30 protein-coding genes and 1 tRNA gene are annotated in these 22281 nt (G+C 44.5%); 15 read left to right on the top strand and 16 right to left on the bottom strand.

Annotation, left to right across the window (positions count from 1 at the left end; genetic code table 11):
- Positions 1–159: 159 nt before the first annotated feature.
- From B0180_RS08465 to B0180_RS08515, 11 genes are all read right to left on the bottom strand, one after another.
- Positions 160–2157 (bottom strand): DUF3987 domain-containing protein, encoded by a 1998-nt coding sequence (locus tag B0180_RS08465; protein ID WP_078256537.1) that lies wholly within the window; start codon positions 2155–2157, stop codon positions 160–162.
- Positions 2154–2357 (bottom strand): hypothetical protein, encoded by a 204-nt coding sequence (locus tag B0180_RS08470; protein WP_143821300.1) that lies wholly within the window; start codon positions 2355–2357, stop codon positions 2154–2156. The genes B0180_RS08465 and B0180_RS08470 overlap by 4 nt, the downstream gene beginning before the upstream one ends.
- Positions 2354–2584, bottom strand: coding sequence for a hypothetical protein (locus tag B0180_RS08475; RefSeq protein ID WP_078256538.1), 231 nt, complete (start codon positions 2582–2584; stop codon positions 2354–2356). The genes B0180_RS08470 and B0180_RS08475 overlap by 4 nt, the downstream gene beginning before the upstream one ends.
- Entirely contained in the window at positions 2581–3057 is a 477-nt protein-coding gene (locus tag B0180_RS08480) for a hypothetical protein (RefSeq protein ID WP_078256539.1), read from the bottom strand. The genes B0180_RS08475 and B0180_RS08480 overlap by 4 nt, the downstream gene beginning before the upstream one ends.
- A gap of 131 nt (positions 3058–3188) precedes the next feature.
- A complete protein-coding gene (locus tag B0180_RS08485) occupies positions 3189–3449 on the bottom strand; it encodes a helix-turn-helix domain-containing protein (RefSeq protein ID WP_078256540.1) in 261 nt (86 codons plus the stop codon).
- Positions 3446–3655, bottom strand: a complete 210-nt coding sequence (locus tag B0180_RS08490; protein WP_078256541.1) for a helix-turn-helix transcriptional regulator — start codon at positions 3653–3655, stop codon at positions 3446–3448. Before B0180_RS08490 ends, B0180_RS08485 begins: the two co-directional genes overlap by 4 nt.
- 160 nt (positions 3656–3815) lie before the next feature.
- The gene (locus B0180_RS08495) at positions 3816–4673 is read right to left on the bottom strand and encodes a hypothetical protein (protein WP_078256542.1); all 858 of its coding nucleotides are present in this window, start codon (positions 4671–4673) and stop codon (positions 3816–3818) included.
- Between the two features lie 145 nt (positions 4674–4818).
- Positions 4819–5196, bottom strand: a complete 378-nt coding sequence (locus B0180_RS08500; RefSeq protein WP_078256543.1) for a type II toxin-antitoxin system VapC family toxin — start codon at positions 5194–5196, stop codon at positions 4819–4821.
- A complete protein-coding gene (locus B0180_RS08505; protein ID WP_078256544.1) occupies positions 5193–5429 on the bottom strand; it encodes an antitoxin in 237 nt (78 codons plus the stop codon). The genes B0180_RS08500 and B0180_RS08505 overlap by 4 nt, the downstream gene beginning before the upstream one ends.
- A 331-nt stretch (positions 5430–5760) precedes the next feature.
- Positions 5761–6981, bottom strand: a complete 1221-nt coding sequence (locus B0180_RS08510) for a tyrosine-type recombinase/integrase (RefSeq protein WP_078256545.1) — start codon at positions 6979–6981, stop codon at positions 5761–5763.
- A 165-nt stretch (positions 6982–7146) separates the two neighbouring features.
- Positions 7147–7223, bottom strand: a tRNA-Pro gene (locus B0180_RS08515).
- Between the two features lie 354 nt (positions 7224–7577).
- Here B0180_RS08515 and B0180_RS08520 point away from each other — a divergent pair.
- Positions 7578–8738: a trypsin-like serine protease gene (locus B0180_RS08520; protein ID WP_208609399.1), complete on the top strand. Its 1161-nt coding sequence runs from the start codon at positions 7578–7580 to the stop codon at positions 8736–8738.
- 65 nt (positions 8739–8803) lie between these two features.
- On the opposite strand, the gene gatB is transcribed toward B0180_RS08520, so the two are convergent.
- Genes gatB through gatC form a run of 5 tightly spaced genes read right to left on the bottom strand, consistent with a single transcriptional unit; the run spans position 8804 to position 13606 of the window.
- Complete coding sequence (gene gatB / locus B0180_RS08525) at positions 8804–10270, bottom strand: Asp-tRNA(Asn)/Glu-tRNA(Gln) amidotransferase subunit GatB (RefSeq protein ID WP_078256547.1); 1467 nt, start codon at positions 10268–10270, stop codon at positions 8804–8806.
- 49 nt (positions 10271–10319) lie between these two features.
- Positions 10320–11171 (bottom strand): DJ-1/PfpI family protein, encoded by an 852-nt coding sequence (locus B0180_RS08530; protein ID WP_078256550.1) that lies wholly within the window; start codon positions 11169–11171, stop codon positions 10320–10322.
- Positions 11172–11182: 11 nt separating this feature from the next.
- Entirely contained in the window at positions 11183–12676 is a 1494-nt protein-coding gene (gatA, locus tag B0180_RS08535; protein ID WP_078256553.1) for an Asp-tRNA(Asn)/Glu-tRNA(Gln) amidotransferase subunit GatA, read from the bottom strand.
- A gap of 37 nt (positions 12677–12713) precedes the next feature.
- Positions 12714–13316 carry a hypothetical protein gene (locus tag B0180_RS08540; RefSeq protein WP_078256555.1) on the bottom strand — a complete coding sequence of 201 codons (603 nt, stop codon included), beginning with the start codon at positions 13314–13316 and terminating at the stop codon, positions 12714–12716.
- A gap of 2 nt (positions 13317–13318) precedes the next feature.
- The gene (gatC, locus tag B0180_RS08545) at positions 13319–13606 is read right to left on the bottom strand and encodes an Asp-tRNA(Asn)/Glu-tRNA(Gln) amidotransferase subunit GatC (protein ID WP_078256557.1); all 288 of its coding nucleotides are present in this window, start codon (positions 13604–13606) and stop codon (positions 13319–13321) included.
- A 345-nt stretch (positions 13607–13951) separates the two neighbouring features.
- On the opposite strand from gatC, the gene B0180_RS08550 reads away from it, so the two are divergent.
- The 14 genes from B0180_RS08550 to rplN all read left to right on the top strand — a co-directional run bounded on the left by B0180_RS08550 (position 13952) and on the right by rplN (position 22275).
- Positions 13952–14557 carry a Maf family protein gene (locus B0180_RS08550; protein ID WP_078256636.1) on the top strand — a complete coding sequence of 202 codons (606 nt, stop codon included), beginning with the start codon at positions 13952–13954 and terminating at the stop codon, positions 14555–14557.
- Positions 14558–14740: 183 nt separating this feature from the next.
- A complete protein-coding gene (locus B0180_RS08555; RefSeq protein ID WP_078256558.1) occupies positions 14741–16369 on the top strand; it encodes an Rne/Rng family ribonuclease in 1629 nt (542 codons plus the stop codon).
- A gap of 406 nt (positions 16370–16775) precedes the next feature.
- The gene (gene rpsJ / locus B0180_RS08560) at positions 16776–17087 is read left to right on the top strand and encodes a 30S ribosomal protein S10 (RefSeq protein ID WP_003656991.1); all 312 of its coding nucleotides are present in this window, start codon (positions 16776–16778) and stop codon (positions 17085–17087) included.
- A 52-nt stretch (positions 17088–17139) separates the two neighbouring features.
- Positions 17140–17778: a 50S ribosomal protein L3 gene (gene rplC / locus B0180_RS08565; RefSeq protein WP_003656990.1), complete on the top strand. Its 639-nt coding sequence runs from the start codon at positions 17140–17142 to the stop codon at positions 17776–17778.
- Between the two features lie 14 nt (positions 17779–17792).
- On the top strand, positions 17793–18395 hold the full coding sequence (rplD, locus tag B0180_RS08570; RefSeq protein ID WP_049236811.1) for a 50S ribosomal protein L4: 603 nt from the start codon (positions 17793–17795) through the stop codon (positions 18393–18395).
- The gene (gene rplW / locus B0180_RS08575; protein WP_003656987.1) at positions 18392–18721 is read left to right on the top strand and encodes a 50S ribosomal protein L23; all 330 of its coding nucleotides are present in this window, start codon (positions 18392–18394) and stop codon (positions 18719–18721) included. The genes rplD and rplW overlap by 4 nt, the downstream gene beginning before the upstream one ends.
- A gap of 10 nt (positions 18722–18731) precedes the next feature.
- On the top strand, positions 18732–19559 hold the full coding sequence (gene rplB / locus B0180_RS08580; protein WP_049236813.1) for a 50S ribosomal protein L2: 828 nt from the start codon (positions 18732–18734) through the stop codon (positions 19557–19559).
- 12 nt (positions 19560–19571) lie between these two features.
- A complete protein-coding gene (gene rpsS, locus B0180_RS08585) occupies positions 19572–19847 on the top strand; it encodes a 30S ribosomal protein S19 (RefSeq protein ID WP_049236815.1) in 276 nt (91 codons plus the stop codon).
- Between the two features lie 9 nt (positions 19848–19856).
- Complete coding sequence (rplV, locus tag B0180_RS08590) at positions 19857–20186, top strand: 50S ribosomal protein L22 (RefSeq protein ID WP_003656983.1); 330 nt, start codon at positions 19857–19859, stop codon at positions 20184–20186.
- 2 nt (positions 20187–20188) lie between these two features.
- Complete coding sequence (gene rpsC, locus B0180_RS08595; RefSeq protein WP_049236816.1) at positions 20189–20911, top strand: 30S ribosomal protein S3; 723 nt, start codon at positions 20189–20191, stop codon at positions 20909–20911.
- Positions 20912–20914: 3 nt separating this feature from the next.
- Positions 20915–21328, top strand: coding sequence for a 50S ribosomal protein L16 (gene rplP, locus B0180_RS08600; protein ID WP_049236817.1), 414 nt, complete (start codon positions 20915–20917; stop codon positions 21326–21328).
- Entirely contained in the window at positions 21328–21525 is a 198-nt protein-coding gene (gene rpmC, locus B0180_RS08605) for a 50S ribosomal protein L29 (RefSeq protein ID WP_049236819.1), read from the top strand. The genes rplP and rpmC overlap by 1 nt, the downstream gene beginning before the upstream one ends.
- Positions 21522–21794 (top strand): 30S ribosomal protein S17, encoded by a 273-nt coding sequence (gene rpsQ, locus B0180_RS08610; RefSeq protein ID WP_064610278.1) that lies wholly within the window; start codon positions 21522–21524, stop codon positions 21792–21794. The genes rpmC and rpsQ overlap by 4 nt, the downstream gene beginning before the upstream one ends.
- A gap of 112 nt (positions 21795–21906) precedes the next feature.
- A complete protein-coding gene (gene rplN, locus B0180_RS08615) occupies positions 21907–22275 on the top strand; it encodes a 50S ribosomal protein L14 (RefSeq protein ID WP_049236821.1) in 369 nt (122 codons plus the stop codon).
- Positions 22276–22281 lie beyond the last annotated feature (6 nt).

The following is a 22281-nucleotide window of genomic DNA, read 5'->3' on the forward strand; positions in this document are numbered from 1 at the left end:
AAAATAAAATAAAAAACAGTGATTTTGGGGAAAGTGGGAAAGTGGCAGGCGATAAGCTTTGGTATATAAGGCTTTGCAAGTTTTCCCCCTATTGGGAAAGTGGGGGAAAGTGGGGAAAACTGGGGAAAGTATCAAACCATCCCCAATTTGGCGCATCAGCTAAGGCAGTAAGATGGGATTAAAAAACACCGTCTTTGGTTGTCCTTGCACGACGATATAATAATGACTTTCCAAGCTGTCGGTGGCGTTCTCCAAGATTTCCTTTTTCCTTAACTTTTTGGGCGTGATGGCGCTTTGCATATCGGCATAAAGTATGTAGCTCATTTGATGCTTGGGTATATATTTGTCGGCAAACCATTCAAGCACAGTTTGAGCGTCTGACTTTTCATCATCTTTGCCATAGTTTATAAATTCTCTGACGGAGTGCCAAACCAGTTTAAATGCACCGTCCAAGTATTGACTACTTAGCTTGGTAGCACCATCATAAAAGGCAAGCAAGGTAGCAATTCGGCTGGCGTTCTCTGCCATACGGTTTGCCACTTCTTTAGCAGTCTTTAGCTCGCCTAGTATCTTACATTCTATGGATTGCTGAAAATTGGCTAAGTGCTGTTTTGCACCATCAGCAAAGGGCATATTAAACCGCCCCTTGTCATCAGTGGGTAGCTCGCCATCAGTAAACGGATTATGCCCTGTGGGTAATAAATCCTGCATCAAGTAGCTACACCTTGCCCAATAGCCTTTTAATACGCTGTCGGCATATTCATCTTGGCTTAGCCTATCTTTACTGCTCCAATCACGAAAGCCCACTAAGGACGGCTCGGCAGTGAATAAAAAGCGTGCTAATAATCCTTGTTCTGCCATTAAACGATCTTTCAATACTGGTTCAAGGATTACACGCTGACCACTTAGGCAGAATGTCAATCTACAGTCATACGCCACGCCCTTTATGGCGTTTTTGCTATGTATTGAGCGTTTGCGTCTGACCGCTCCGCCACTGTATAGGCTTGTGATATTGCCCATCGCACTGCCTGCGGTATCTGATTTCATGGTATGACCACCAAAAAACTTCGCCGCCTCATCGGTTCGCCATACCAAATTATTAAGCTCTCCCATCACAAACCTATCTAAAGCTGGCTCAATGGTGGCATCATCTAAGATAAAATCAGGATCGTTAGGCTCTGGATTTTCCATTAGCCATGTTGCACGATCTTTGGGCTTGATGCTGGCTAATTCTGCTTGCCATTGGTTTAGCTCGTGGCGATATGCTTTTTGAGCATTTTTTATGTGCTGATCGACGGCATGATATGCCAAATCTTGTAGTTTGGATTTACCGCCTCCGCTTTCGCCTTCGGTTAATAAAAATAAACTACTTGGCTTATAGGTGTTGCCCAATGGTGCATTTACCCTAGATTGTCCGATGGTGGATAATACGCCCAAAACTGCCATACCTGCCCATGATAAAGGCGTTTGAGTGTAATACGCCAACATCTTCACCACATCGCTCAAAGGCTCGCCAAACGCTTCTACAGGATAGGGATTATCATAAGATTTGGCAGGCTCTAGCGGTATGGGCGTTCGCCATTGAATAAGGCTAACGCTCGCCACGCTGAAAAAATCGGCATCAAGTAAGGCGTTAGGCGTTTGGCTTGGTCTGCTGATCGATGCGTAAATATTGGCATTAACTTTATTGGCTAATTGGTCAATCAGATCATCTTTTTTATCTGCTGTACAATACACTTTCATTGGTTGGTAGTGACCAAAGGCGATCGCCAATAAGGGTAATTTGTCGGCAAATTTATCAGGCAAGGCGATGATGCAAGGATTTTCACCCTGCATCAGAATATGGCGATAGATGATCTCGCCATCGTCCACGCCTGCGATAACATGGTAGCTGGTAGCAGAATGTAGATCGCCAATGATGACGGCATGATTATCCCAAGCGCTCAAAGTATGATGATAAGCACGATCATAAATAAACGCATTGGCAAGCCTGCCTTTGGCATCGTGCATCAGCAGGCAGGGCGTTTGGTTGTACAATCTACCGTTTAGCTCGGCATTGATAACACGCCATTTGTCGCCTTTGTAGGTCTCTAGTGGGATGGCATCAGGTGGCAGGCGTGACAAATCATTCAATAGTGCATAAATATCAATTTTCATTCATCACCCCAAGTATCAAGATACCCTTTGAGTCTTAAAATGTCATGGTGCGGATAATCTATTTGTAATTGCTCGGCAAAGACTTGGGCATCTGATTTGTCATCAAACATTCGATAAATGCCTAACGCTTGGCACTCAATCCCATAATTTACTTGTGGGGCGATTTGTTCTTGGCTGTTTAGCTCGTGATATTTTTTCATCTGAACGCCCCTTTTGAATATTCATCATCTAGCACCTTGTAGCCATCATTTAGATATTGGCAAGCAGTTTCTAGCTCTTTCCACATAACAAAAGTTAGCGATCTGATGCGCTCTATTTCTTGGGGATCGGTTTCACGCAAAATGCCAAAGATATTATTTAAATCTTCCATGATGATTTTTGCACCTTCAATGTTGGATAGTGCGCTGATTAATTTATCTTGTTTCATAGCGCACCCCCTGCAATAGCAAGCACAATCACAATGGCAGTACAAATAAAGCCAATGATAGAAAACGCCATGACAACGCCAATGGCAAAAGATTGGGCGGGGGATAATCTGGCAAGGGTAAATAGTAGATGGTTCATGCGTGGGTTTCCTGTTAATTTAGTTGGTATGGTCGCTAGAGTAGGGCGACGGCTCTCAACTACCGTTAACAGACGGCGGAACTTATTTCCCAAAAAGGGTATTGTATTAGGTTCTCTCAAGCCGTCATAACTGGTGATACTGTCCGTATCTTGTAATGACGATATATTTACACCTGTGGGGCTGTTATCGCTAACAGTAGGCGCAAAAATAGCCAAAGGATGACGGCTTGGCTGTACCGCTGTTAATTTAGTAGTGCGGTTATTTTGCCCTAGCCTGCCTATGAGTGCAAGTGATGAAAATTCATGATATTGTCTTTGTTGTTTAATTTTGGTCATGTTATAATGTCCTTGCTAGTAAGTTTTGCCCTGTCATCTGATGATGGGGCATTTTTTATGGCGTATTGGACGATTTGGGCGGAATGTCTTAGCGGTGTTCCCAATCTGTTCCCAATCTGTTCCCAAACCGTTCATACTGATTTAACCCCATTCACGCCCATTTGATCTTTAAGGCTGGTGATGGCGATATAGTCACGATCTAGCCAATATTGAGCGCATCGCTTGCCATTGGGTAGCTCGATCAGTTTGGATTGAATTGGCTTGCCATGCGTGTTTTTAAGCTCGTACACCCTAGCCGCTAACGAAAAACACCCAAACCGCTCTAAAGCCTCAAGTGGTGTTATCGTATTGCCTGCCATCAAATAATCTAGGATTTGTTGGTTTTGGGTCATTGGTTTTGCTCCCATGCGATCGGATCAGCAAGCCAAGCATGAATATCTTGGTTTCGCCAAGCGGTGCAATTTGTACCAAATCTGATAGGTTGGGGAAACTCGCCACTTTTCACTTTTCGCCAAAGGGTAGATTTGCCAAAAGGTAAAAGCGGTAAAATGTCTTTAGCTCGGCTCATGCCTTGAGCAGGTAGTGTAGGTTCTGTCATGGTCTTACTCCCAAGGTGGTTAAAACTCTCCGCTATGCTGTCATGCGGTGCTTGGGTGTATGATAAGAGTTTGATAGCCACCCTAGGTAAGTGGGGTAAGCCAAAAAATACCCCACCTTGGGTAGGTAGGGTATATATAAATCAATTACTTACATAATGACTATTGTTTAATTTCTTTAATGCGTTTTTTGCCAAAATCTTTTAATGGCGTGGCAATTTCTCTAATTCTGCTTTGCATCATCTGATAGCCATCATCATTTTTATGGTAATTGGTGTTCTTGCTAATCCATTGATTGGCTAAGTTGGTATGGCTATCATCTTTTGGCTTGCCATTGGCATAAATATCAAGCCACAATCGCACGGCATGGGCAAGGTCGGGGGCGTGATATTCGTGTGCTGTATCTAACAGTAAATCAAATGCAGGCGTGGCATTGGCTTGTTGGTTGAGTTCGCTCTCAAGTTCTGCAATGCGTGCTTGCAGGCGTGCATTGTCTGCCTGCAGGTCTGCTATCTGCTGTTGGCTGTCATCGTTTGCGGTCGTGGTGTTTTGCTGTCTTTGTAGGTCTAAAATGCGTGTTTGTAAGCCTGCTATTATCTCACCTGCATTCATGGGGCTGTTGCTGTCATTCACGCCTGCCATGCTTGGTGATTGTTCCCCAAATGTCGGTAATTCTGTTTTTTTCAAATAGTCGGTATAGGTTGGGTTGCTTGTTGTATCATGTTCAAGTTCATAAACATTCAATTCACCAGTAAAGCTATCAATGTAGCTTTGTAGCGTGTCCAAAGCGCTTTCAAATATCGTGCGTTCATCGTACACGCCTAGCCCTGTTTTGCTTTTAGGTGTGTAAATCGCTTTTCCATCTCTGCGATAAACGGTTAAATCCTTATAGGTAGTTTGCAAATGTGCAGTCACCGCTTGTATATCGCTATCATGCGATATTGCCAATTCATTCACCCATTGCCAAACTGGTATATATTCACCATCTTTTTGTTTGATTAGTTCATCAAAAAATCCCATCATGCACCTTATTAAATCAGCACCTTTAAAAATAAGATAGCAGGCGTGGCGGTCTAAGGTGCAAAAATAACCGCTGTTCGGTAGCTACTCCTAGCCTGCTAAAACTGTTTTATGGTTTTTATCCATTAATTTAGATAAGCCTTAATCACGCCTGCGCCCAATTCTCCAAGCTCACCCCATACCGCTCAAAATCTTTGGTATTGTTGGTGACTAGGGTTAATTGATGGGCTTTGGCATGGCAAGCGATCAGCGTATCAAAACTGGCTTTATGGTTGGCGGTTTGCATATATTCACCAAAACATACGGCAGCTTTTTCATCAAACGGCAACACCTGAAGTAAGCCACGCAAACGCTCAAACTCTGCTTTAGGCTCATATTTATCCAAGCCCCTTAATAATTCTGCCCATGTGATCGCACTCATACCAACTTCGCCCACATGACAACTGGCAAAACGATCTAGCACGCTTTTTGGCTGGTGTTTTAAAAGATAAATACAAATATTAGTATCAAGCAGATATTTCACCAGTCACGCTCCACATCATCTAACTCCATGCGCTCAAACTCATCACTCATCTTATCGCCCAAGGCTTTAAAAATCTGTGGCACTTCATCTAAGGTGGTGACGGGTCTAATAGTGATCACGCCATTTTCTTTGCTAAGAATTAATGGGGTATTGGCAGGATAGGCAAACTCTTTGGGCAATCTTACCGCTTGAGAATTGCCCGCCATGATCGGCTTGGTGTGTATGGTTGGCATGATGATCCCCTAAGTCATGATTATTTGTAATTACATTATAAGGGCTTTTATCAAGCATAACAAGGTTTATCAAAAGGCTAGATCTGCCCAAGCATTAGATGGCGTTGTCTAATTTAGATTTTGTCGATCTAAAGCGATCTAGTTCATAAATCAGCCTGTCAAAATGTAGCGGTGTAGCGGATTTTAAAAGGTGCTGGGCTAACTTTCCCTTACTTTCCCCTACTTTCCCTTACTTTCCTAGCAGGGGGAAAGCTTGAAAAGCATTGGTATTAAAGGCTTTGCATGGGTTACTTTCCCACTTTCCCCATTTTCTAGGTTTTTATATTTATTTTTATGGCGATATTGCCTTGATCAGTGTTTCGATAGCGCCAATTTCCCCATCTACCAAATCGGCATAATCTTGGATCATTTGCGCACGGTAGGGAATGTGTTTGGCGTGGTCATATGCTTGCGTTGTTGCGTTGCCTTTTTGGTGTGCAAGCTGTAGCTCAATCGCCTCATGTAGATATTGGCGTTCGTGTAGCGTGGTACTTGCCAATCCTCTAAAGCCGTGACCAGTCATTTTACCTTGCCAATTTAGACGCTTTAGCGCACTTGTTAAGACTGCTTCGCTGATCGGTGTTTTTGATACTGGATTGTAAAATACATATTCATCATTTAGCTCCATTGCCTTGATGGTCTGTAAAATCTGTATGACTTGATCGGATAATGGGATAATGTGCGGTTTGCGCATTTTCATCCTCTCGGCAGGCACTCGCCAAAATTTGGCATCCCAATCTATTTCCTGCCATGTCATAAAACGCATTTCTTTTGTGCGAACAAAGGTATAACAGATAAAGCGAAAGGCAAGCTTGGTAAGTGGTGTAATGTTGCTTTGCTCAATGTCGGCAAATAAGGCTTTTAGCTCGCTAAACTCAATGCGTGCAAAATGTTCTTTATGCTGTTTGCCGAGCTGTTTTTCTAATCCTGTATGTGGTGATATGCCTGTAAACTGGCTGTTATGCTGGGCGTGCTGATAGATCGATCCAATTTGGCGTATTGCTCGCCTTGCCATGTCATGACTGCCACGGCTTGCAATATTTTTGGCGATATTGAGAATGTCGGCAGGCGTGACGGCTTTTATATCAATATGTGCGATCTTTGGGGCTATGTCGTTAATATACGATCTATAATCTCTATTGTATGTGCCAATGGTGACGGTGTGCCTGCCTGCATTGGCTGGATTGTTCGGATCTCGTTTAGCGTGATAGTCATTAGCCACATCACCAAATAGCACCGCTGATGGCTTGGTGTGCTTTGGATCAATGCCTTGTTTGATTTTCTCTTTGATGGTTAGGGCGTGCAAGCGTGCCTGTTGTAGGCTGATACTTGGATATGTGCCAATGGTCATGCTTTGCTGTTTACCATGCCATCGGTAGGCAATCACCCAAGACTTAACGCCTGTATGTCTTACCCAAAGTTGTAAGCCGTTTCCATCCGTGTATTTATCTACTTTGCCATGTGTGCATTTGTTAGATGGCTTAAGTTTCTTTATTTGGGTATCGGTAAGCATTTTTTTACCCCTTGTTGGTATCGGTTTTTATGATACCAACAATGATACCAACAAATTAATTGGATTTAAAGGGATTGAGTGCTACCACATAGGACAAGAAAAAAGACTTAAAGCATTGAAAATAAAAGGGTGTCGCACTGAAATGGACACCCTGAAATTAATGTTTGGTCGGAATGATAGGATTTGAACCTACGACCCCTTGCACCCCATGCAAGTGCGCTACCAAGCTGCGCTACATTCCGATGTGCCTATTGTAGCGGATTTTGTCGATTTGGCAAGTGGTTTTTTGAGTTTTAGGGTGGTGGTCTGTATTTAGATGTGGATGGGTTGTGTGCCATCAAATTAAAAGTATGGCTCATTGAAATCATGAATTGATACAAATTAAATTTACATATTTTATACAATAAAAAATAATAATATAAGTTTACTGATGTAATTATTATGATAATATAACATTCAAACAAACCCCGACAAGGTGATCGGACTAAATTAACATGGAGGCAATCATACGTTTCAAGAACATCGTATTGACATTAAGTATTGTTCTATCGTTTTGCAGCATTAGTCATGCTCGAGACTCTGTGTTGGATGAGTCATTGATCGAGGTTTATATTGCGGAGTTTGATATTAGTCGCGAAGAAGCTATTAGAAGATTAGATTTAATTAATCACAGCCAGTCAATTATCGATGAAATGCAAGCTAAATTTGGTGATGATATTGTATCCATTTATTTTGATAATGAAAGTGAGTTTCGGCTGGTGGTGAGAACTACTGCACAAGGTCGAGATTTGAAAGAGATGAGAGCTTTAGCTGGCACCAAAAATGAGTTGCCTGTATTAATCCTAAAGAACAATCCTAGAAATGCTCAAGCAATTACCAATATTATAAAAAATCAAAGTGCTAGGTTGGCCAAAAATATAGAGGGATTTTCTATGATGGGCTATGATCCTGTTAAAGATAGAATCATTATCAGTATTTATGAGCCAAATGTTGATAAGCAAAATATGCTAAAGAACGATCAATCTATTAAAAAAATATCAGGAATTGAGACTGAAATTGAATTTCTATCTCAACCGTTAGAGACTTTGAGTTTAAAAGGCGGGGCTCCAATTAACCAAAGAGTTCAAATCACTCCTAGTATAACGCAATTAAATAATTGCACCTCTGCATTTCCAGCGATTTATAACGGACAAAATGGATTGCTTACAGCTGCTCATTGTGCTGATAAGACATTGCAGGAAAAGACCCCTATAATCTATAAAGGTTATGGGAATGATCCAAGAACTGATATGATCATCGCTTTTTATGATAAGAACGCAACCACTCATGATATTATGTTTATAACTCCCAGAGATTCTACACAAGTCAGCAATCTATACTATGTTGATAGCGTTACACAGGAGCTTGTGAGAGAATATATCAATCCATCAGTTGGCATACCAGCATGCCAACATGGACAGACAACAGGAAAAAGCTGCGGTGTTATTTCACAAACTTACACGCATAATAATGCAAAAAATGCGTGTCCAGCAAGCTTAAAGGGAATGGCGTGTGAGCCTGCTTTTGCCGTAGTAAGAGGATCTAGCTTGCGTATTAAAGATGGTGATAGCGGAGGGGCGGTTTATTCAATTCGAGTTAATAAAAATCACCCTGTAGGGGTAACAAGCTCTGGTGCTGAGACAGAGCTAGGAGGTATTTTAGTATTTTCACCATTACATAACCTAAATTCAACAGGTATTAAATTAAAAACATATTAATTTTTGGTTTTGTAAAGCTAAATCACCAAGTTCAAAACTTGGTGATTTATGTTGAATAAAAGTCACTATATCAACTTTTTCAACAGCTCATTCACCTGAGCAGGATTGGCTTTACCTTTACTTGCCTTCATCACTTGACCGACCAGACCATTGAAGGCTTTTTCTTTGCCGCCTTTGTATTCGTCCACCATGGTTTGGTTATTGGCAAGAACTTCTTTAATGATGGCTTCAATCGCCCCTGTGTCGGTCTCTTGTTTGAGTCCATGTTCGCTAATAATCTCATCGGCGGATTTGTCGCTCTCCCACAATAGCCCAAAGACTTGCTTGGCGATTTTGCCGCTGATGGTGTTGTCATTGATGCGGCTAATCAGTCCTGCCAGACGCTCGGCACTGATGGGGGATTGACTGATAGAAAGCTCGGCTTTATTTAACGCCCCAGACAGCTCACCCATGACCCAGTTGGCTGCGGTTTTGGCATGATTTTGTCCTACGATATCGATGACTTGTAAAAAATAATCCGACAGCTCACGACTGCCATTGAGTACATTGGCATCATAGGTGGATAGACCTAATTCGCTGACAAAACGCTCTTTACGGACACTTGGCAGCTCTGGCATGTCGGCTTTGACTTTTGCTAAGGTGTCATCAGAGATGACCACAGGCAACAAATCAGGGCAGGGAAAATAGCGGTAATCGTTGGCTTCTTCTTTGGTGCGCATGGCACGTGTTTCATCACGCTCAGGGTCGTAAAGCCTTGTGGCTTGGATAACTTTTCCGCCGTCTTCTATCAGGTCAATTTGACGTTCAATCTCGGATTTAATCGCACGCTCAATAAAGCGAAACGAGTTTAGGTTTTTAAGTTCGCAGCGAGTGCCAAAGGGGGTGTTTGGCTTATGCACAGACACGTTGATGTCAGCACGAAACGAGCCTTCCGCCATAATCGCATCACTAATACCAAGCCACGTTACCAGTTCATGAATGGTCTTGACATAAGCGACCGCTTCGGCGACCGACCGCATGTCAGGCTCAGAGACAATCTCAATGAGCGGCGTGCCTGCACGGTTCAAATCCACGCCCGTCATGGCAGGCACAGCGTCATGTACCGACTTGCCAGCGTCTTCTTCTAGGTGGGCTCGTGTGATGCCGATACGCTTGGTGTATTCGTCCTTTTGTCCTGCATTGACCAATATGTCAATATAGCCTTCGCCGACAATGGGGTTTGCCATTTGGCTGATTTGATAGCCTTTGGGCAAGTCGGGATAAAAGTAGTTTTTGCGGTCAAAGGTGTTGTATGTGCCAAGTTTGGCATTGACACCCATACCAAATTTCAAGGCACGCTCAATCACGCCTTCGTTTAAGACAGGCAACGCCCCAGGAAAGCCCAAATCCACAATCGTGGCGGCGGTGTTGGGGGCTGCCCCAAAGGTGGTGGGAGCGTTTGAAAAAATCTTGGAGTTGGTGTTTAATTGGCAATGAATTTCAATGCCGATGACAACTTCATAACCGTCAATAAGGGGAGCTTGGTGGGTCATAATGATTCCTGAATGTCACTGATTATTATTAAGTCTGAGCAATAGAGCATTAGCTGTTGTCTTGATGCACAAAATCCAGCAGCGTTTTGGCGGATAATTTACCAAAGTCGTTGGCTGCCAAGGGGCTGGCTGCGGTGATGAGTTTTTGGTCAATGTGGCAAGTTTTATCGGCAAAGTGATTGACAATGCGGACACCAAGAGCACTAAGCTTGCCAGCATAGTGCCATGGCATTTTGCCTGGTAGATAGCCGATGTGCGGCAACACCTTATCCATGCTGTCAGGAAAAGTGGCAATCTGATAGCCTTGATAAACAAACGGCTGCCTAAATAAATTGGTGGCAAGCAAGGCGGCAGGTCCATGACAAATCGCCAAGGTAAACTTGCCGCTGTCATGAGCGTCAAGCAGCAGTCTTGCCACGTTTGGATTGTCTGGCAGACCGAGCATTGCCCCATGCCCCCCTGGTAAAAACACCGCCACATAATCTGCCAGCGTGGTGATGCTATCTAGCGAGATTGGCGAGCTAAGCTTGGGCTGATAGGCGTCATACAGCTGCATGACCGCCTTATCTTTGTGCGGCATTGCCCAAGTTTCTAGCTTGACTGCCTTGCCTGTGGGCGTGGCGATGTCAAACTCAAATCCGGCTTTTTGTAAGTGCAGCATCGGCACAAACAGCTCAACAGGGTGATTGCCCGTCAAAAACCGTTTGCCATTTTGCATGGTCATCTCGCCGTCTTCGGTGGCGATGATGAGAATCTTTTTATCGCCTTGATAGGGATTGTCATAGACCGTGTGGTCATAATCGGTGGTCTTTGACGTTGCCAAAGCCAGCGACACGGGCGACGGCGAAAACGCACCGCTAGGCGTTAGCGTGGGGGCGATACCAAGTTTGGATTTTAGCATGGGTGGCTCTCTTATGGGGCGTCAGTTTGGGCAAGGGGTGAGCTTGCCTGATGAAACTTAGTATTTGCCTGATAAATATGAGCTGTTTTTAAAAGCTCGCTTTCTGCCCAATGCTTACCAATCAGCTGTAAGCCCACAGGCAAACCCTGTGCCATGCCGACTGGGTGCGACAGTGCCGGCAAGCCTGCTAAGTTGACGCCAATGGTATAGACATCACCCAAATAAATGGTGGCAGGGTCTAGGCTTTCGCCAAGCTTATAGGCAGGCGTGGGGGCGGTGGGACTTGCGATGATGTCGCATTTTTCAAAGGCTTTTTTGAAATCTTCCACAATCAGACGGCGTACCTTTTGGGCTTTGGTATAATAAGCGTCAAAATAGCCTGCTGATAGGGCATAAGTGCCCATGATGATGCGGCGTTGTACTTCTTCGCCAAAGCCTTCGGAGCGGCTGCGTGTGTATAAGTCGTGCAAGTCCTTGGGGCTATCGCAGCGATAGCCAAAGCGTACGCCGTCATAGCGAGATAAATTGGAGCTGGCTTCGGCAGGGGCGAGCAGATAATAAGTGGCAAGCGTGATTGTCGGGTCGGTCAAATCTATCTCCACGATGCTTGCACCAAGCTGTTGATAAGTGGCAAGGGCAGAGCGAATGGATTTTTCAACTTCACTGTCAAGCCCTGTGCCAAAATAGGCTTTGGGTACGCCCAGTTTTTTGCCGGCAAGTGGCTTGTCGCTGGCGATGTCGCATGCCAAAATGTCTGCCACAAGCGTGTCAGTGGGGCGGTTGATAGATGTGGCGTCTTTGTTGTCGTAGCCGCTCATCGGGTCAAGCAAATAAGCACAATCCAAGGCAGATTTACCAAAGGTGCCGGCTTGGTCTAGACTTGACGCATAAGCAATCATGCCATAGCGAGACACTCGCCCATAGGTGGGCTTGATGCCCGTTACCCCACAAAAACTGGCAGGCTGACGGATTGAGCCGCCGGTGTCCGAGCCTGTCGCCACTGGCACAAAGCCTGCCGCCACTGCCGCCGCCGAACCGCCTGACGAACCGCCTGGCACACGCCCTAAGTCCCAAGGGTTATGCACTGCGCCAAAGTGTGAGCTTTCGTTGTCTGAGCCCATGGCAAACTCGTCCATATTAAGCTTACCAAGGCTGACAAATCCGCTGTTTGCGATGTTTTGTACCACGGTAGCATCATAAGGCGAGACAAAGTTATATAGCATTTTTGAGCCAGCGGTGGTCAATACGCCTTTGGTGCATAGGTTATCTTTGTGAGCCATTGGCACGCCCAAAAGCGGTCGGTTGTCGCCGTCTGCTCTTTGCTTGTCTGCAAGTTTGGCTTGGGCTAGGGCATTCTCAAAATCTTTGGTGATAAAGCTGTTGATTTGTCCATCCAAGCTGTCAATGCGATTGATAAAATGCTCGGTCAGCTCTGTGCTCGAAAAAGACTGATTTTTTAGCCCTTGAACCAGTTCATGAACCGATAACTGATGAAATTGTGTCATAAAAACCCTTTAATTAACTCATATTTAACAATAAAAACTAAATCGTCCATTCGTCGGTGATGATTGCCACCAAATAAGGGAGACCTTGATAGGTTTCAAAAACCAGTCGCACACACCGCCAATCCATGCCAGCGTAGGTCTCGCTGCCAGCAGAATAAAATTCCACAAATTCATGCTCAGGATAGACGTCTGCCAAGTTGTTTAGGCTGTTGCCCGTGCCATAAAATTCGTTTACGCCAACCTTTTCAAAACGTGTATCACGCACCACCCAGTTTGCCAGATAAGTTGGCAAACTTACGATATATAAGTCGCCTGTGCCGTCCTTTTCACCCCAAGTGAATTTGATTTTGGATTGGTTTAAATATTTGTCAAACTCAGCCTGACTAAATACCTTGTCTTTGTCAGGATTGACATAGGCATACATGCTAAATCGCACGCCCTTGGTGGGGTGGATGTGGGGCGTGATTTTGTCGTATTGCTGATATTGTAGTGCGTATTTGACAGCAAAAGCAGAATCAACAAAAGCAGGCAGATGCCCTGTTTGAATTGAAGATTTGGCAGGCGCCCCAAAGGCAGTGTTGCCGATCATCAAGCCAAAGCTAAGCAATACACTGATGGCGACAGATCTAAGTAGAACCATGATTACTCAATCACTTGAGGCACCAAATACAGCCCATCTTGGGCTTTGGGGGCGATTGCTTGATAAGCTTCTCGGTCAATGTCAGGATTTGGTACATCAGCACGCAAATCGGTGCAGGCTTCGTGAATATTCGCCAAAGGCTTGATGTGGTCGGTATTCACGCTGTCTAAGACGTCCATCATGGCTAGGATTTTATCCAAATTGCCTGCATAGCTTTGTGCGGTTTGTTCATCAAGCGCAAGCCGTGATAAATTTGCACAGCCTAAAATATCTTCGGTGGTGATTGACATGAATACTCCTAAAAATCACACAAATTCGCCCAAAATGATCAGCCAAAATCAAGCAAGTAAGCCACGCATTGATGGCTTGATGGCAGCTTATTTACCATCGTAGATGCCGCCAAAAGCTGATCACGCAGATTGAGTCTGATGTGTCTTATAAAATTAACTGCATAAAGCCTAATAAAATAGCCTAATTGTACCATAGCTTGACACAGGCACAAAACAAACTTTCAAGTCTTCATGGTTTTTGCTCTTAAATATCTATCGGCGACTCTAAAACAGCGCAGCGAGCCATTTGACCAAGTAAGCCAAAAAGCGGATAATGCTTTTGTTATATGCTATCTTGAACTGATTATGAATGATTTGCAAACCCTGCCCATTGTACTGGCATCCACATCACCAAGACGCCAAGAGCTGCTTTTGGCAGCGGGCGTTGAATTTATGATGCGCTCAGTTGAGATTGATGAGTCTTGGCAAATCAAAGAGACGCCAACAGACTATATCAATCGTATGGTGCTGACTAAGGCGCAGCAAGCAAGCCTGTATGGCGATTTGCCGAATAAGTGTCTTTTGATCACCGCAGATACCATTGGCGTGATTGGTGATATGGTGCTGACCAAGCCTAAAGATCGGGCAGATGCTTATCGTATGTGGCAGATGCTTTCAGAGACATCGCATGAGATTTGGACGGCGGTGTGTGTCAGCGTCATTGAGGCAGGTCAACTGATTGATCAGGCAGTGATTTGTGAGTGCACCAAAGTCACCTTTGTTAAGCTGACTCAAGCGATGATGGCGGATTATTGGGCGACTGGTGAGCCGCAGGATAAGGCAGGTGCTTATGCCATTCAAGGGGGCGCGATGGCTTGGGTGCTGTCGATTGATGGCAGTTATACCAATGTTGTCGGGCTGCCATTGGCACAGACGCTTGCTTTGATTGATCAGATGCTAGCCAAGCAGTAAACTAGCTTGCCATTTTATTAATTTATAACTCTATTTACTGCCAAGTCCAATTCAATGGATTGATATCAGAGTTGACTAAACCAAAAAGCTCATCCAAGGGGCGTTAAACTTGCACATTGAGTGAATATCGCTTACCATAAGCATAAGATAAAAATTGCTAAAATTATAAATAAAGAGTAAATAATGTCAGAAGAATTATTAATTAATTATACGCCCATGGAGTCGCGCGTGGCGGTGCTGACCGATGGCGTTACCAGTGAGATTTTAATTGAACGCCATCAAAAACTTGGTTTGGTGGGCAATATTTATTTGGGTACTGTGGTGCGGGTTTTGCCGGGCATGCAGGCGGCATTTGTGGATATCGGACAAGCCAGAACCGCATTTTTACATGCCAATGATATGCAAAAACCCAAGCGCAGCAGTGATGGCTTGGACGAAGTGCCACCAGCGCCGATTACGCAGCTTCGGATAGCGCATCACAGCACAGTTTCTCAAGATGAGCGCACCGAGCAACAAGGGCATAGCTCTGCCATCGATATCCAGACCCCTGCTTTACCCAAAAAAGCTGAGCCGCCAAAATCTGAATTGATCCAATACCGTCTTAGAGAAGGCGATAGAATTTTGGTGCAGGTCATCAAAGATGAACTGGGTACAAAAGGCGCGCGTCTGACGACCAACATCTCTTTGCCCTCGCGTTACTTGGTGTATTTGCCCACAAGTGATGAGTATGTGGGGGTGTCCATACGCATCGAAGAAAGCGAAGAGCGGACGCGATTAAAGGATATCTTGACCCAGCTCATGCAAGACGCCAACTTAAAAGGCGGACTCATCGCACGCACTGCCGCTGAGAAGATGAGCGAGCCTAAGCTTGAAGAAGACATTTATTATTTATTGCAGCTTTGGCAAACCATCATCGCCCGTCAAGCCGCAGCACGCCTGCATTCAAATAAACGCAGCGAGCTGATTTACCAAGAGCTATCACTACCGCTTCGCTGTATCCGTGATTTGGTTAATGAAAAAACAACCAAAGTACTCATTGATAATGAGATGGTGTATCACGAAGTGGCGCATTTTGCCCAAGAATTCGTCCCTTTCATTGCGCCGATGGTGGCGCATTATGCAGGCGAGATTCCCTTATTTGATCTATATCGCGTCGAAGAAGATCTGCAAAATGCCCTAAAACGCCGTGTGGATCTTAAATCAGGCGGCTATTTGATCATTGATCAGACAGAAGCCATGACTACTATTGATGTCAATACAGGCTCTTATGTTGGCGCGCGCTGCTTAGAAGATACGGTGTATAAGACCAATCTTGAAGCCACTCACGCCATCGCACGCCAAATTCGCCTGCGAAACCTTGGCGGTATCATCATTCTTGACTTCATCGATATGTCCGAAGAAGAGCACAGAGCCGATGTGCTGACAAGCTTACAAGAGCAGCTGACCCACGACTATGCCAAAACCAATATCACCCAAGTCAGCGAGCTTGGCTTGGTGGAGATGACGCGTAAGCGCACCAGGGAGTCACTGCCGCAGCAGCTGTGTGAGCCTTGTCCTGTTTGTGATGGCAAGGGCTATATTAAGACCGCAGAAACAGTGTGTTTTGAAATTTTTCGTGAAATCATGCGCTATGGACGCACTTTTAATGCGCCCAAACAATTCACCGTCATCGCCCATGCAAGCGTCATCGATATGATGCTATCTAGCGAAGCGGGCACAGTAGCCGATTTAGAATATTTGATAGGCAAACCGATTCGTTTTGAGATTGAAAGTTTTTTTACGCCTGAGCAGTACAACATTGCGCTAGACTAAAATTGGTCATTAATTTTGTGAGTTGATTTTTGGACTGCTAGAGACTCATTTATCAATCCAAAATTTAAGAAATAATTAGCAAAAAATCTAATAAACGCCTTGCATTCACGAATTTTTCGTGTATAATATGCAAATCATTTGAACTGCGTTGCACTTTTTGTAAAGAATGCAAAAAGTTTACTTCAACAATGAACCTTGTTCAACACAAAGGAAGTACTAAGACAACGCCACAGCCGAAGCATCGTTTTTGGCACTATTGAACAAACGCCCCTGCTACCTTGCCTTTTGCATATGGTGGGCAGGGATAGGATTATTTTGCTTTTCATAATTTGAAAGTGAATTTTAACGGTTTAACTGACATCGTTTGATGGAAGTTTATAAAGCACTTAATTAGGAGCTTGTTGGCATGGCTAACCAGAGAATCCGTATCCGACTAAAATCGTTCGACCATCGTCTGATTGACCAGTCGGCACAAGAGATTGTCGATACTGCAAAGCGTACAGGTGCACAAGTTTGCGGTCCTGTACCGTTGCCGACTCGTATTGAGCGGTTCAACGTATTGACATCACCACACGTCAACAAAGACGCTCGTGACCAGTACGAAATTCGCACCCATAAGCGCATGATCGACATCGTGCAACCAACAGACAAAACTGTTGATGCATTGATGAAGCTAGATCTGGCAGCTGGTGTTGATGTTCAGATCGCTTTGGGCTAATGAACATAAGTCTGGTTTGAACTATTAAACTATTAATATAAAGAGGTCTAAAATGGCGATTGGTTTAGTCGGTAAAAAATGCGGCATGACCCGAGTCTTCACTGAAGCAGGCGTTTCTATCCCTGTAACAGTGGTTGAGGTTGATGCCAACCGCATCTCGCAAATCAAAACAGTAGACACCGATGGCTATAACGCAATCCAAATCACTACAGGTGAGCGTCGTGACAGCCGCGTGACTGCTGCTCAAAAAGGACACTTCGCAAAAGCTGGCGTTGCTGCTGGTCGTGGTGTTTGGGAATTCCGTGCAGAAGAAAGCGATCTTGAAGGTCGTGAAATCGGCGGTAATATCCTAGCTGATATCTTTGAAGTTGGTCAGTTGGTAGATGTCACTGGTCAAAGCAAGGGTAAAGGTTTCCAAGGTGGTGTGAAGCGTCACAACTTCCGCACTCAAGACGCAACTCACGGTAACTCTGTTTCTCACCGTGTATTGGGTTCTACAGGTCAAAACCAAACCCCAGGTCGCGTATTCAAAGGCAAAAAAATGCCAGGTCAAATGGGTAACAAACGAGTTACTGTTCAAGGCTTGGAAATTGTTTCTGTTGACGCCGAAAAAGGTGTACTAGTCATCAAAGGTGCTGTTCCAGGTGCTAATGGTGGTGACGTTATCGTACGTCCGTCAGTCAAAGCCTAGTAAAGGGGATTAACGTGAATTTAAAAACTGTTACAGGTGCAGCGGTTGAACTATCAGAGATCACTTTTGGTCGTGAGTTCAACGAAGCCTTGGTACACCAAGTCGTAACTGCTTACCTAGCTGGTGCTCGTCAAGGCAGCCGCGCTCAAAAGACGCGTGCCGAGGTTTCTGGCGGTGGCAAAAAACCATGGCGTCAAAAAGGCACTGGTCGTGCACGTGCAGGCTCTATCCGTAGCCCTATCTGGGTTGGTGGTGGTCGTGCATTTGCTGCTAAGCCACAAGATTGGTCTCAAAAAGTAAACCGCAAGATGTATCGCGGCGCAATGCAATGCATTTTGGCGGAATTGGTTCGTCAAGAGCGTTTGGTTTTGGTTGATGACATCGCTGTATCAGCACCAAAAACTAAAGAGCTTATCGCTAAGCTGGCAGAACTGAATGCACCACGTGCATTGATCGTAACTCATGAAGTTGACGAAAACTTGTACTTGGCTGCACGCAATATCCCATATGTAAATGTATTGGGTACTCGTGAAGTTGATCCAGTAAGCTTGGTTTCTTTTGACAAAGTTATCATGACTGTTGAAGCAGCCAAACAATTTGAGGAGACACTTGCATGAGCAACGCAAGACTATATCAGGTACTAAAAGCGCCTGTATTTTCAGAAAAATCTCAGCGTCTGGGCGACACTCTTGGTGTGCAAGTTTTCAAAGTTGATAGCACTGCAACCAAGCGCGAAATCAAACAAGCAGTTGAGCTAATGTTTGAAGGTGTTGAAGTTGTCAAAGTCAATACACTGAACACCAAAGGCAAAACTAAGCGTTTTGGCCGTGTTGTTGGTAAGCGTTCTGATGTGAAAAAAGCGTATGTAACCTTAAAAGCTGGTTCAGACGTACAAATCGGTGCTGGTGAAGAAGCCACTGGCGAAACAGCGACTAACGAATAAGGAATAAAAAATGCCTATCGTAAAAGCAAAACCTACATCACCAGGTCGCCGCTTTGTTGAAAAAGTAGTGCATCCACACCTTTATAAAGGTCGTCCATATGCACCGCTTGTCGAATCAAAAGCTAAAACTGGTGGTCGTAACAATAATGGTCGTATTACCACTCGCCACATCGGTGGTGGTCATAAGCAGCATTATCGTCTGATTGACTTTAAGCGTAATAAAGATGGTATCCCAGCTGTAGTTGAGCGTATTGAATACGATCCAAACCGTACTGCACACATTGCTCTACTTAAGTATGCTGATGGTGAGCGTCGCTACATCATCGCACCAAAAAAATTGAGCGTTGGCGATCAAGTACAATCAGGTGAAGCAGCTCCAATCCGTCCAGGTAACTGCTTGCCACTTAAAAATATCCCTGTTGGTACAGTGATTCATAACATTGAACTTAAAATCGGTAAGGGCGCTCAAATTGCTCGTTCTGCTGGTGCAGCGGTTCAATTATTGGGGCGTGATGGCGCATATGTTATCGTACGTTTGCGTTCAGGTGAAACTCGTCGTATCCATGCGAATTGCCGTGCGGTTATTGGTGAAGTTTCTAACACTGAAAACAACCTAAAATCACTGGGTAAAGCAGGTGCAGCACGCTGGCGTGGTGTTCGTCCTACCGTTCGTGGTACAGCGATGAACCCGATTGACCACCCACACGGTGGTGGTGAAGGCCGTAACTTCGGTAAGCACCCAACCAGCCCATGGGGTCAGAAAGCGAAGGGTCTTAAGACTCGTTCTAACAAGCGTACTGACAGTATGATCATCCGTCGCCGTCGTGCCAAGAAATAAAGGAAAAGTTTCATGCCTCGTTCATTGAAAAAAGGTCCATTTATCGATGCGCATTTGTTTGCCAAGGTTGAAAATGCTCTAGAAAGCAATAACCGCAAACCGATCAAAACTTGGTCACGTCGCTCGATGATTCTACCTCAAATGGTAGGTCTAACCATCTCAGTTCATAACGGTCGCACTCATGTGCCAGTTATCGTTAACGAACAAATGGTTGGTCATAAACTAGGTGAATTCGCCCCGACCCGTTCTTATCGTGGTCACGGCGTTGATAAGAAATCTAAGAGATAAGGTGCTACCATGGAAGTAACTGCAAAATTACGTGGTGCCGCCATTTCGGCACAGAAAGTAAGATTGGTTGCGGACGAAGTTCGTGGTAAGCCAATTGAGCGCGCTTTAGACATTTTAACTTTTAGCAACAAAAAAGGTGCTAAATTAGTTAAGAAATGCCTAGATTCAGCAATTGCTAATGCTGAGCATAACAATGGTTTGGACATCGATAAACTACGTGTTACAACTATTTATGTTGATGAAGGTATCACTTTGAAGCGTATTATGCCCCGTGCCAAGGGTCGTGCTGATCGTATCAGCAAGCGCACTTGTCATATCACTGTTAAAGTAGGGGAATAATCATGGGTCAAAAAGTACATCCAATTGGTATCCGTCTAGGCGTCATCAAAAAGCACAATGCTAACTGGTATGCAAGTCCAAAGCAGTATTCAGAATACTTGCTTAACGACTTCCAAGTTCGTGCTTTTCTACGTAAAAAACTAGAAGGTGCAATGGTAAGTCATATCAACATCGAGCGTCCGACTGGTGCTGCAAAAATCACCATTCACAGTGCACGCCCTGGTGTTATCATTGGCAAAAAAGGCGAAGACATCGAAAGCCTACAAAAAGAACTGACTAAGCTAATGGGCGTTCCTGCTCAAGTTAACATCCAAGAGATTACTTCTCCAGATTTGGATGCTCGCTTGGTTGCTGAAGGTATCGCAAGCCAGCTTGAGCGCCGTGTGATGTTCCGCCGTGCGATGAAGCGCGCTGTTCAAAACAGCATGCGTTCAGGTGCACAAGGTATTAAAGTTGAGCTTTCTGGTCGTTTAGGCGGTGCTGAGATTGCTCGTACAGAGTGGTACCGTGAAGGTCGTGTACCTTTGCATACCTTACGTGCTGACATTGATTATGCATCAGTTCGTGCAGAAACCACTTATGGTACAATCGGTGTTAAAGTTTGGATTTTCCGTGGTGAAATCCTAGATGGTATGAATAGTGCTTACAACCCAGTTGTTGAAGACAAAGCACGCGCACCAAAACGCCGTGGCCGTTCTAATCGCCGCAACACAGACAGAGGTTAAGCTATGTTACAACCAAAACGTACCAAGTTTCGCAAAATGCACAAAGGGCGTAACACTGGACTTGCCCAGCGTGGTAACACAGTTGCTTTTGGTGAAATTGGTCTAAAATCTATCGGTCGTGGTCGTATGACTGCACGCCAAATTGAAGCTGCGCGTCGTACAATCACTCGTCGCATTAAGCGTGGTGGTAAAATCTGGATCCGTGTATTCCCAGACAAACCAATTACCGAAAAACCATTGGAAGTTCGTATGGGTAAAGGTAAAGGTCCTGTAGAGTACTGGGTGGCAGAAATCAAACCAGGCAAAATGCTTTATGAAATCCAAGGTGTTAGTGAAGAGCTAGCCCGTGAAGCACTTACGCTAGCGGCTGCTAAGCTTCCATTCAAGACTACCATTGTTAAACGGACGGTAATGTAATGAAAACCAACGAATTACGCGAAAAATCTGTAGATGAGTTGGCTCAATTGCTTGACGAAAAGCAACTTGATGCGTTCCGTCTGCGTATGGCTAAAGCCACGGGTCAGTTAGCTAATACTCACGAAATCAAAAACAATCGTCGTACGATTGCTAAGATTTTGACTTTGATTAATGAAAAACAAAGAGGTGATGCATGAGCGATAACACCCAAACCCAAGAAGTTGGCGTTGTAACTGGTAAAGTCGTCAGCAACAAGATGGATAAATCTATCGTTGTGTTGGTCGAGCGCCAAATCCGTCACCCAATGTATGGCAAGCAAGTTCGTCGCTCTACTAAAATTAAAGCGCATGACGAAAACAACGTTTGCCAAGAAGGTGATATCGTACGCATCAAAGAAACTCGTCCATTTTCAAAGACCAAAACTTGGGCTTTGGTGGATGTAGTTGAAACTGCTGTAAAAATTTAAGACATTTGCATTAAAAGTCATTTGAGAGTATAATATATGTCTTTTTAGATGTATATCCGCTACTTTTGCGGCAAATGACTTTTATTGCTTTATTTATTATTGGAGTAATGCGATGATTCAGACTGAAACAATGCTGGAAGTTGCAGATAACAGTGGTGCAAGACGCGTTCAGTGCATTAAAGTACTGGGTGGCTCACATCGTCGTTATGCATCTGTTGGCGACATCATCAAAGTAACAGTAAAAGAAGCCATTCCTCGCGGCCGTGTTAAAAAAGGCGACGTGATGAATGCAGTAGTTGTACGTACCAAAAAAGGCGTTCGTCGCCCAGATGGTTCAGTGCTACGTTTTGACGACAATGCTGCGGTATTGTTGAATAATAACAAAGCACCAATCGCAACACGTATTTTTGGACCTGTTACTCGTGAACTGCGTGGTGAACAATTCATGAAGATTGTTTCACTTGCACCAGAAGTACTGTAATTGTTT

Origin of the sequence: Moraxella canis, assembly GCF_002014965.1 — a bacterium.
GTDB lineage: Bacteria > Pseudomonadota > Gammaproteobacteria > Pseudomonadales > Moraxellaceae > Moraxella > Moraxella canis.